Source organism: Nostoc sp. CmiVER01, from assembly GCF_034531135.2.
Classification (GTDB): Bacteria; Cyanobacteriota; Cyanobacteriia; order Cyanobacteriales; family Nostocaceae; genus Nostoc.
Genome location: NZ_JAVRBU020000020.1, coordinates 133,536 through 144,857, shown reverse-complemented (window position 1 = coordinate 144,857; position 11,322 = coordinate 133,536). Strand labels below are relative to the sequence as shown.

Genomic DNA, 11,322 nt, shown 5'->3' with positions numbered 1-11,322 from the left:
TGCGGTGAATATGGCACGCGATATGTACAATGCCATTTACTCCCCTTTGATGAAGTTGGCTAAGGATGATATCCGTGGTGGGCAAAATCTACCAAGTACCAATGGTAATGGCAACGGTAAAGCAACCAAAGAGCTATCTGAGCAAGTCGTTTCTTTAGTTCAACAGCAAGTTAAGGAAGCCACTTCACAGGTCAAACAGCCAGCGAAGGAAGTTGCGCCACAAGTAGCTAAGGAAGCTGCACCACAGGTTCAACCACAAGCTAAGGAAGTTGCACCACAAGTTCAAGTGCAAGCTAAAGAAGTTGCGCCACAAGTTCAAGTGCAAGCTAAGGAAATCGCGTCATACATTCAAGAACGAGCTGCGGAAGTCACAAAATTAATTCAAGAACGTTGTTTGTGGCAGTTTCACTCTCGTGCATGGGATCGGGAAGAAAACATCAATGGTGTTCTCAATAAAACCGCCCAAATCTTGACTGGAGAAAAGGTAGTTCTGGAAACCTTGATTGACAGGGGTTTTTATGCAGATGCGAAGATCCTTTCGGCTGACCTGGAAATTAGGTTTTCATGGTTAAATAGCATGGAGAACTCGCAAAAGAAGGCAGTACTGGAAGCTGTTAAGGCAATGCTGGTCGATATTGTAATAACCAAGTCGAAGAATGGTGAATTACATTATTCGCTTTATTAAAGCAATTGGATCGGTAATTTAACCCTCTGGGTGACGCTCGCGGACTTGCGATCGCTCTTAGTGTCTCCCTTCTCTCTTTGGAGAAGACCAGACTACCTCACTGAACGAACGGCGTTGTTGAATTGGAGTATGAATTAGAGTCAAGTCATCCTGTTAGTAGTTTGTGCAGAAATTTTCTTACAGAGTCGAGACTTACAGAGTAAAGAGCGGTGTCACCGACAAGCTACACCAAAAGCATTTCCAATAAGCGTAGTGTCCACGTACCGTCTGACTATAGAAGCATCTGATCTAGCTTTCAAGATTTTCAGGAAATTCAATTCTACTTTTCTTGTGTAATCAATGCTATTGGTAGCTTGCTTTTTGGTTGGATGCAGCGTTAGCGATCGCTCGCCACAGACATCGCTCCACTTTTTTAAGCTCGAAAAGACACTTCATCTCTTCGTTCAGCAACGCCAAACACTCATCACGCAATTTTTTACCACATAGGAGTAAGCGAGAATGTCTTTAGTCGTAAAACAGAAAGAACGCAAGGGAATCATCAATCCTATATTTACCTGTCAGCCTGCTGGAGCTGAATACGCTTCCATCGGAATCAAAGATTGTATTCCCCTGGTGCATGGAGGACAGGGATGTAGTATGTTCGTTCGTCTCTTGTTTGCCCAGCATTTGAAGGAAAATTTCGACATTGCTTCTTCTTCACTCCATGAAAATAGCGCTGTCCTTGGAGGACAGCCACGCATTGAGGAAGGCGTAAAGACCTTAGTAGCACGATATCCCGATTTACGGATTATCCCAATTATTACGACTTGTTCAACTGAGACAATTGGGGACGATATCGAAGGAACCATTAATAAGCTCAATGCCCAGTTAAAGAAAGACTATCCCGATCGCAAGGTTATTCTTGTTCCTGTACATACCCCCAGTTACAAAGGTAGCCAGGTAACAGGCTATAATGTCGGCGTACACGCAATTATTTCTAGCCTAGCAAAAAAAGGCGAACCAACTGGCAAGTTGAACATCATTACTGGGTGGCTTAACCCTGGAGATGTCACTGAAGTTAAACGCATCTTAAAAGAGATGGATGTTCCAGGAAATATTTTACTGGATACAGAAACCTTTGATGCGCCCACCATGCCCGATAAGACAAGTTTTGCTTTTGGGAATACAACCATCGAAGAAATTGCTGATTCTGCCAATGCGTTGGGAACTATTGCCTTATGTAAATATGAAGGCGGTAGTGCAGCCGAATTTTTAGAAGAGAAGTTCAAAGTTCCGGCAATTCTTGGCCCAACACCAATTGGTATCAAAAATACCGACATTTGGCTGCAAAATATCAGCAAATTAACTGGTAAACCAATACCAGAATCTTTAGTCAAAGAACGGGGTAAAGCTATTGATGCGATCGCAGACCTCGCACACATGTTCTTCGCCAACAAGAAGGTAGCTATTTACGGAGATCCCGATCTAGTAATTGGTCTAGCAGAGTTCTGCTTAGAAGTTGAGTTAGAGCCAGTGCTGATGTTGTTGGGAGACGACAACAAAGCCTGCACCAAAGACCCAAGAATTACCGAGTTGGAGAAGCAAGCAGCCTGTGATATCGAAGTCATCTGGAATGCAGACCTCTGGGAATTAGAGCGCCGCATTACAGATAAATCCCTCGAAATTGACTTGATTCTAGGTCATTCCAAGGGTCGGTATATTTCTATCGACAACAAAATTCCGATGGTTAGGGTAGGATTTCCTAGCTTTGACCGTGCAGGTCTGTGGAAATATCCTGTGATTGGCTACAAAGGAGCAGAATGGCTAGCAGATAACATCGCCAACGCCATGTTTGCAGATATGGAGAACAAGCACGATCACGAGTGGATCTTAAACGTCTGGTAGATTGAATTTTCAACGCAGAGGAACGCAGAGTAAAACGCAGAGGAGCGCAGAGTTTGAGCCTCTATTCAAAACTTTGCGTTCCTCTGCGCCAACCTCAGCGACCCTCTGCGTTTAAAAAAGATGAAATATTTGGAGAACTATCATGATAGATCAGAATGTCGTATTTTACGGAAACTTGAGCGAACTTTATCGCTTGGCAAAAGAAGGTAAGATTAAGACCACTTTACAAGGTAGTCATACCCGCCCCTGTAAATTTTGGACTGCAACGAAGATTTTAAGTGGGATTAAAAATGCGATCGTCATTTCTCATGGGCCGAGTGGCTGTGCTTATGGAGTTAAGCGGGCATACAAGCTGACTAATAGCCGCAATAGTGGTTCCCCTTATGAACCCGTGGTGACTACGAACATGAGTGAGAAGGCGGTAATTTTTGGAGGGGAAAAAGAATTAAAAGGCGCGATTCGAGAAGTAGATGAAAAATACCATCCTGATGCGATCGTTGTTGCCACTAGTTGTGCGTCTGGTATTATTGGCGACTGTGTTGATGACGTAGTGAATAAAGCCCGCAGCGAAATCGATGCTGAGATCATGACGATACATTGTGAAGGATTCGCCGGGGAATATCGCAGTGGATTTGATATCGTATTTCGGCAAATTGTAGACTTTATGGAGCCGCCAACTCCAGAGCGGAAGGCACAACTAGCCAATGCTGTCAATATTGTGGGCGCAAAGATGGGCCCTGAAAGGACAGAAGTCGAAACTGATGTCAAAGAATTGGTGCGATTAATAGAAGCAATGGGGGCAAGAGTTCACAGCGTCATCGCAGGTGATTGCACATTAGAAGAACTCAAGCAAGCACCGAGTGCAGCAGTCAACTGTACCTTATGTTTGGATCTTGGCTATACCATTGGCAAAGCCATGTCAGACAAGTTTGGTACGCCGTTAAATTCTACTATCCTCCCCTATGGAATCAGTGCTACAGAAAAATGGCTCGAAGGGGCGGCAAAATATTTAGGGATGGAAGAACAGGCGGCTGCCCTAATGGAAAAGGAATATGCCGCAATCAAGACTGAATTTGAAGCAGCTAAGAGTTATATAGAAGGGAAGTTAGCGATTATCGAAGGACATGATGCTATCAAGTGCTTATCTCTTGCTCACATGTTGGATCGTGATTTTGGGATGCGTGTAGTAATCTATAACTTCCATCCCTGGAGTACAGAAGCACGAGAAACCAGTGTAGATTATTTGTTGGAAACAGGGTTAGACCCAGAAATCCTGATTACGAAAGGGACACTGGCCTTTGGCAAGTACGAGTCCATGAAACAAACGGAAGATGAATTACTGGATTTTATTGGTGGTCTTGATGCAGAATCGGTAGTTTATTTTGGTTCTTCCTTGAGTTTCCCCCATATTCCCGTAGTCGATTTAAATGCTATCTTAAATCGTCCCAGATTTGGCTATCGCGGAGCCTTAAAGGTCGCAAGGTGTATTAAAACAGCACTTCAATATGGCTTTAGACCTCGGAGTGCTTTGACTAAGCAAATGGTATTCCCTAAAAATTCCGGGTTAGCATCTACTCAATCACTAAGCGGAAAATTAGCTCAAGATATGCCTGACTGTACCGTATATGCAGCAGGAAAGAAGCGGGGAAAATGTTTTAACGAGTAATAAATGAAATTTTCTCCGTTAGACAAAATTGTAGGTTTGCTAGAACGTAAACGCCGGGACCGGCTGATACGGGCAAGGCTTAAGCCAAAAATATCAAGGCGGAAGCTGTTACAAGCTGCACAAAACACGGAAACCTTAAAGCAGAAGTCGCTACAGACTGCGTGAAACGCTTTTATCATAGTCAAACCTTAGAAAAACAGGAGGGAAAAATGTCTGCTGGACTAACTTTTGATAATTGTGACCATAGTAAAGACCCAGTTGTTGGGTGCGCCCTTGAAGGTATTGCAACTACGGTTGCTGGCATTAAAGATGTCAGTATTGTGATTCAGTCTCCACAGGGTTGCGCGTCCACTGTTGCAGCTGGGTATGATGCTCATGAGGTTGATTTCACCAAGCGGAAAGTAGGTTGTACCCGCCTTTTTGAGTCAGACATTGTGATGGGAGCGTCTGAGAAACTCAAGGGGATGATTAAAGAAGCGGATCAATCTTTTGATTCTAAGGTCATGTTTGTCGTTGGTACTTGCGCGGCGGACATTATTGGTGAAGATATTGCAGGATTATGCCATCAACTTCAACCAGATGTGAAAGCCAAACTTGTTCCTTTACTTGCTGGTGGATTTCGGGGCAATACTTATGATGGCTTGGAGATGGGTTTAGAGGCTTTACTTCCTTTTATCAAAAAAAGGCAGACTAAGAGAAGGGGCAGAAAGCCGAGGATTGTAAATATCATTGCGCCACAGGCAAATCTCAATCCTACTTGGTGGGCTGACTTGCAATGGGTAACGCAGATTTTAAAATCTTTGAGGATTAAAGTACAGACTGTTTTTTCTCATAATACCTCATTTGAAGAACTGGAGCTAGCTGGTGAGGCAACGGCCAATATTGTTCTTAGTCATGATGTTGGGTATAAGTTTGCTCGGAAAATGCAACAGACCCACAATATCCCCCTTATCCTTGATGATATACCTTTACCAGTAGGGGTAAACAACACTACTCGATGGTTGAAGGCATTAGCGGCACATTTTAAAATCGAAGAAAAAGTCGAACCGCTAATTAAACAAGGCGAAGAAAGGGTCATAGATACACTTCGCAAACGAGCATTGATGATTATTCCCCGATATCGTAACTGTAGAATTGCTGTATCTGCGGATGGGACGCTTGGCATTGGACTGGTTAGAATGCTCTTTGAAGAATTGGAGATGATTCCTGAAGTCTTATTATTTCGCTCGGCGATGCCTGATTCTCGTTCAATCCTGGAGCGAGAACTGCACAGCCTTGGTCTTGCTCCCCGCGTAGCATTTTCGGCAGATGGCTATCAAGTTAAGCAGACATTGCAAGAGTTGGATGTTGATGCCGTGATTGGCTCGGCATGGGAAAAATACATGGCAGAGGAACTAGGAATCAAAATTACTTTTGATGTATTTAGCCCCACTAACAGAGAAACTTATGTTGACAAACCATATTTTGGCTATGAAGGCATGATCAATATGATGGAGGTGATTGCTAACGATTGGGATAGAGCTTTTCGTTCTAAAGAGATTCATTGGACATAGAAAGGTATTATTTGACACTCTCCACGTCTAAAGGTGGCGGATTCTAGCATCACTGACGTTCTTTGCTTTTACAGGACTTGCGTCCTGTAAAAGTAGAGAGAACATCTCCACTAGCGTTAGTTCGGAACTGCCCGTCCCTACCGGGAGCACGACTGAAAATTACTTTGGCAGCATTTACATCGCGTTGTTATATTAAATTATTGTCCAAACGGTGGTATTTTTTTAAAGCTTGAAGCGCTACTTATTGGGCACGTTGTGAGGTTACTTTAGAGGATGTCTGAAAAGTTTTGAGAAAGTAATTTGAATCACGCTCTATTATACAATATATTTTTGTAAGCCAATTTTAAAGCTGATGGAAGTAGTGATTGAGAGGGTGTTTATAAAATAAATCTTAAGCACTTGAGCAACGATGATCGCACGCTAATCGACGTAGCATTATATGCATTTAGTTTTTATTAAAAATCTATAGTTGATGAAAAATAAAAATAATTAATTAGCTTTTCTGTTACTACCTAAAAATAGTTAATATGAACCCGATTTATTGAAGTTACTATCTGTAATATGAACTAACCGAAAGGTTAACAAGCAAACTAAGTATTCCAACAACTGGAGTTTAGACTAAGAGGCTATTTATAAAGTAAATCTAAAAGTAAAAAGAAAAGAGTTCTGATAACGATAGGATACATTAAACATAGTGTATTTACATAGTTAGGTATGGCACGAAAGTCTTACCCCACAGACTTAACAGATATGGAGTGGAAAATCCTAGCCCCCTTGATTCCACCAGCAAAAGAAACGTATGAATGGATCTTACTTAAGTGCAATCTCCTCTCCCAAGTGTGATCGCATTCTCAAAAAAACTCGGCGATCGCAAATTCAGTATATTGTCTAACATGATGTGGATGAAATGCTAAAACAATTTCCTCTTTTGGAATCCCTTTGAGCAACAAATCTGTCGCTACCCCATTTTCTGTCCAATCTTCCTCAATCCAAATTTTCTCATCTTTTAAACAGATATGAATCATCACACTTTTAATCCGTTCATCTTTGTGCCAACCCATCAATAGCAAAAGATATTGATCGTGTATTTCATCAAAAGCTAAAACACTTTCAATTTTAGAACCAGATTTTTCCTTGAGATGATGATATTCTGTTAAAACTTCTTGGATAATTTGACGATAATGCTTTAATCTATCCATTGCACAATCAGCTCATTTTCGGCATCAACGATTAACAATTTAACTTGATTGCGATTGATAATCATCTGAGTTAATTGGCGTTGAAAATAACTTTTATAGGTTCCTTGTGTAATCGCTAAATACAGTTTAAAATCTAATGCAGTTTCAAGCATTATATCTCGATAGACAACATATTGTCCAACAGCTTGCTCTAAATCATTAATAAATGATCGACCTATGAAGCTTTTGACTTCCACAAGAATTTTTTGACCTTGTTTTTCTGCTGCAATATCAACGTATAAGCGATCGCCACCATATTCCAAAGTATAATCTTCTGTAAGAATCTCCTACCCATCCTTGACTAATGCAAATCTTACAGCGTTATGGTAAATATCTTTAGCAGGCATTTATATTGTTGAAGTACTTACCGCTTCAAATTTAATACGATATTGAAAGCGATCGCTCATATAGTTGGGTTGAGCAAGTGCTATCGTCTCATTTTAATTTTTGTCTTTACACACTTGACTTGATGCCTTCATTAATCTTAATTAATCTTTAATTTTTCCACTAAAAAACCGATGTTAGACTTTATTCTGAGCATACACTGAAACATCCTTTTTATACTAAGCCACCTGGGGATGGAGTTTTCCGTCGCTTTCAATAAAAATCCCTGCCAAAGTTGACAGGGATAGTAGTTTTTAGCTAAAGCTTGTCTGCTAACTGCTAACAAAATCTTTGTGAGCAGCGACAAGCATCTGAGCTTGCCTTAAAACGTTTCCGAATAAATAAAAAGGAATCTGCCAAGCTGCAACGGTAACTTCTTTGACTATATCTTGTACACTAATTGCAATTAATTCATGCTCTGGTGGCTCTCCCTCAATTGTACCAGACCAAGTAAAAGCTAATAAAAAATCATCGTCTCCAGGCAAGGATGCAATTAAGCATTCTTCTGGTGTTGGCTGGCAAATAATTCCATGATCGTTTGCAAGTTCTACTAGTCTTTGAAATTTGTCTATGTTCGTCATTTGTCCTTCGGATGTAATTGAATTTCAGTTTTAGAAAAAATTATATTTTTACCTTCATAACTCAACTTAGTTACTTGATACTATAAATTACGAATTGTTAAGGAGTTATTGGAGTTGGATCGGACTTAAGTTCAAAATATTAGCGCGATCGCCTGCTTCTATCAGCAACAATTGTTACTTTTTTAAAAAATCTAGATTACCTACTTTTTCAATTGACTGTATTTATATACACCTCTCTTTGTTACCATTTCAATATTGACTCCCTAATCTCATCGAGCCTGACAGAGTGCATTGAGAATTGCCATCGCTTTTGGGAGAACAACTCTAAACTGAAGCAGAAAAAGATGCTCGTCAAGATTAGGCTATAAGATAACCTTGCCAGTGTTCTTCTTCTATAGCTAGTTTTAGTTCACTTAATAACTTAAGTGTGATATCACTCAATAGTTATAAATAATCTGGCGATGTCTACTGACTGGAGGCTGCACGTCTATGCAATTACACCCCTTTTTCCGAGAGGCTAATCAATACTCCTACAAATAGTTTTTTCGCTGCATATTTTCCTGCAAAATAATGTATTTTACAGGTACTTATTGATTAAAGATGACTATTGTTTCATCATCTTAAAACAAGAATAAATTATATTTATCGCTGATACCATAAATTTCACAAATTGTTATAGTGTGTTTAACTTCGTTAAATTTTATTTGTAGTTATCCAGCAATCTGAATGTTAATATTGGCATTCTACAAGTATTTTCCAAAATAGAAATTAATAGAAAAGTTACTATCCACTAGCAATCATTGATTAAATGTAGCTATCTCAATCATTCTGATGGTCGGGTCAGGAGATTAGGTACAGGAAATGGGCGGTTTTCTAAAATTTTAAACTTACTAACGCTTGCATCATAAGCAAAGACTTCACCAGTTTCTATTTCATAAATCCAGGCATGAAGGGTAAGCTGATTGCTATGTATTTTAGAGCGAATTATTGGGTATGTTTCTAGGTTTTCTATCTGAGTTAATATATTTTGCTCAATTGCAATTTTTAATAGTTTATCGCCGGTATAATCCTTATAGTTGTCTAAAACAAGGCGGCGAGTAGCTTCACCGTATTGCTTTAACCAGTCATAAACTAAAGGCATTTGTTGAGCAAGGCTACCTATTTGTAATAGCCCTCTCATTGCTCCACAGTTGGAATGACCACAGATAACAATAACTTTAATATCTAAAGCTTGGACAGCATATTCTATGCCCGCTCCTTCGCTGTTATTCAGCATTCCATAAGCAGGAATTATATTACCAATATTACGGATAACAAATAATTCTCCTGGTTGACTTTGAGTAATTAAACACGGATCGATGCGCGAGTCAGAGCAAGTGATGAATAATACTCCCGGGTTCTGAGCTTGGGATAGTTGTTCAAACAACTCTCGATGTGTAAGAAAATAGTTGTCATGAAACTCATTTAGACCTTCAATTATGCGTTTAATAGACATAGTTCAATTTTTCTCATTAAAATATATTTGGTATTGAATTGACTTTTTGTTCAGTAATTTTACGTGTATAACCTCCTGGCATTAATATGGAAGAATAAACGCTTACTTCTAGGAAGACCGAAAAGCAGCGTACAAAATTAACTTTATTAAAGTTATTTAATGTACAATCAATTTGGCATCAGAGACAATACATAGTTCTCCAAACTTTTTGAGAAGAGGTTTGATAGCTTTTACTGCTTTATACTTTCAATCCTCTGTATATACACTTAAGACATATCTATATTATCAGCGCCTGTGTCTCTAAATCATCGATACGTGAGATGAAATTAGACTTGAATTCATAACAAATTACTTAGTAATTGGGAGTATAGAATGTCTTTCCCTGCCCCTTTTGCTCAGAATATTGCAATAATATATAAAGTTGTAGCTAACCGCCTACGTAGAGGTTTAACGTGGATACCATTGCAATTCCTGCTCTAAATCGGCCAGTGGATGCCACGGTAGAAATTCCTGGGTCTAAAAGTCTTACTAATCGAGCGTTGCTTGTCGCAGCTTTGGCACAAGGTGATTCCCTTTTAGAAAATGCTTTATTTAGTGAAGATAGCGAGTATTTTGCCAAATGCGTAGAACAATTGGGCATTCCCATTACGCTAAATCCTGATCTGGCACAAATCCAAGTGGCGGGAAGAGGAGGCGACATTCCAGCTAAACAGGCAGATTTATTTGTGGGTTTGGCAGGTACAGCAGCACGATTTATCTCGGCGCTGGTAGCATTGGGTAGCGGCGAATATCGCCTAGATGGGGTTCCCAGGATGCGAGAACGACCGATGGGGGACTTGTTGACGGTACTGCAAACGGGTGGAGCAACCGTTAACTTTGAGGGAAACTCTGGGTTTATGCCCTACACCGTCTATAGCCAAAGATTCGCTGGCGGAAATTTTCGGTTGAAAGCCAACCAAACAAGTCAGCAACTTTCGGCATTGCTGATGATTGCGCCTTATGCTCAACAAGATACGAACATTGAGGTTGAGGGGACATTAGTTTCTCAATCTTACGTCAAAATGACCTGTCGTCTGATGGCCGATTTTGGCGTTGAAGTGATTCAAATCGGCGATAATCAATTTCAGATTAAAGCGGGTCAACGTTACCAAGCTCGACATTATACAGTAGAACCCGATGCGTCAAATGCTTCTTACTTTTTTGCCGCCGCCGCCGTCACCGGTGGACGGGTGCGCGTCAAACATTTGACGAAACAATCCTCTCAGGGTGATATTCTCTGGCTAAATGTTTTAGAACAGATGGGTTGTCAAATTAAAGATTCGGATGAATACACCGAAGTAACGGGGCCGAAGCAACTGCAAGGCATCGATATTGATATGAATGATATATCAGATTTGGTGCAAACATTAGGAGCGATCGCGCCCTTTGCCAGTTCACCGATTACCATTCGGAATGTGGAACATATTCGATACAAGGAAACCGATCGGATTAAAGCTGTGGTAACAGAGTTGCGTCGATTAGGAGTCCAGGTTGAAGAATTTCCAGATAAACTGAAAATTGAGCCTGGCCCCATTACCCCGGCGGCAATTGAAACTTATCACGATCATCGAATGGCGATGGCTTTTGCTGTCACTGGCTTGAAGGTTCCAGGGATTGTAATTAAAGATCCTGGCTGTACAGCAAAAACTTTTCCAGATTACTTTACCCGATTCTTCCAAATGTTAGAACAATAAAAGAGTAGAACAGCAAAATTTACTGCATTGCTGGAAAAAAAGAAGTAATTTCAAAGGCAATAAAAGATTGTTTTTCATTCTTTTTCTGCTTAAGAATTGCCTC

9 protein-coding genes and 1 pseudogene are annotated in these 11,322 nt (G+C 40.3%); 6 read left to right on the top strand and 4 right to left on the bottom strand.

Annotated elements, in window-relative coordinates:
- The 5 genes and pseudogenes from vnfG to RMZ43_RS29855 all read left to right on the top strand — a co-directional run.
- A partial coding sequence (gene vnfG, locus RMZ43_RS29875) for a V-containing nitrogenase subunit delta (RefSeq protein ID WP_428850940.1) occupies window positions 1–685 on the top strand: 685 nt, incomplete at its 5' end.
- A gap of 498 nt (window positions 686–1,183) precedes the next feature.
- Window positions 1,184–2,569 (top strand): V-containing nitrogenase subunit beta, encoded by a 1,386-nt coding sequence (gene vnfK, locus RMZ43_RS29870; RefSeq protein WP_322652812.1) that lies wholly within the window; start codon window positions 1,184–1,186, stop codon window positions 2,567–2,569.
- A 142-nt stretch (window positions 2,570–2,711) separates the two neighbouring features.
- Window positions 2,712–4,235 carry a nitrogenase component 1 gene (locus RMZ43_RS29865; RefSeq protein WP_322651915.1) on the top strand — a complete coding sequence of 508 codons (1,524 nt, stop codon included), beginning with the start codon at window positions 2,712–2,714 and terminating at the stop codon, window positions 4,233–4,235.
- A gap of 209 nt (window positions 4,236–4,444) precedes the next feature.
- Window positions 4,445–5,788 (top strand): nitrogenase component 1, encoded by a 1,344-nt coding sequence (locus tag RMZ43_RS29860; protein WP_322652811.1) that lies wholly within the window; start codon window positions 4,445–4,447, stop codon window positions 5,786–5,788.
- A 714-nt stretch (window positions 5,789–6,502) separates the two neighbouring features.
- Window positions 6,503–6,583, top strand: a pseudogene (locus tag RMZ43_RS29855) (transposase); the annotation flags it as partial.
- A gap of 56 nt (window positions 6,584–6,639) precedes the next feature.
- Here RMZ43_RS29855 and RMZ43_RS29850 read toward each other — a convergent pair.
- From RMZ43_RS29850 to RMZ43_RS29835, 4 genes are all read right to left on the bottom strand, one after another.
- The gene (locus RMZ43_RS29850) at window positions 6,640–6,987 is read right to left on the bottom strand and encodes a XisI protein (protein WP_322652810.1); all 348 of its coding nucleotides are present in this window, start codon (window positions 6,985–6,987) and stop codon (window positions 6,640–6,642) included.
- A complete protein-coding gene (locus RMZ43_RS29845) occupies window positions 6,975–7,310 on the bottom strand; it encodes an element excision factor XisH family protein (protein WP_322652817.1) in 336 nt (111 codons plus the stop codon). The genes RMZ43_RS29850 and RMZ43_RS29845 overlap by 13 nt, the downstream gene beginning before the upstream one ends.
- Window positions 7,311–7,682: 372 nt before the next feature.
- The gene (locus RMZ43_RS29840) at window positions 7,683–7,991 is read right to left on the bottom strand and encodes a hypothetical protein (protein ID WP_322651912.1); all 309 of its coding nucleotides are present in this window, start codon (window positions 7,989–7,991) and stop codon (window positions 7,683–7,685) included.
- 823 nt (window positions 7,992–8,814) lie between these two features.
- Window positions 8,815–9,486, bottom strand: a complete 672-nt coding sequence (locus tag RMZ43_RS29835) for a carbonic anhydrase (RefSeq protein WP_322651911.1) — start codon at window positions 9,484–9,486, stop codon at window positions 8,815–8,817.
- A gap of 452 nt (window positions 9,487–9,938) precedes the next feature.
- Between RMZ43_RS29835 and aroA the strand changes: the two genes are divergently transcribed.
- Entirely contained in the window at window positions 9,939–11,219 is a 1,281-nt protein-coding gene (gene aroA / locus RMZ43_RS29830) for a 3-phosphoshikimate 1-carboxyvinyltransferase (protein WP_322652809.1), read from the top strand.
- Window positions 11,220–11,322 lie beyond the last annotated feature (103 nt).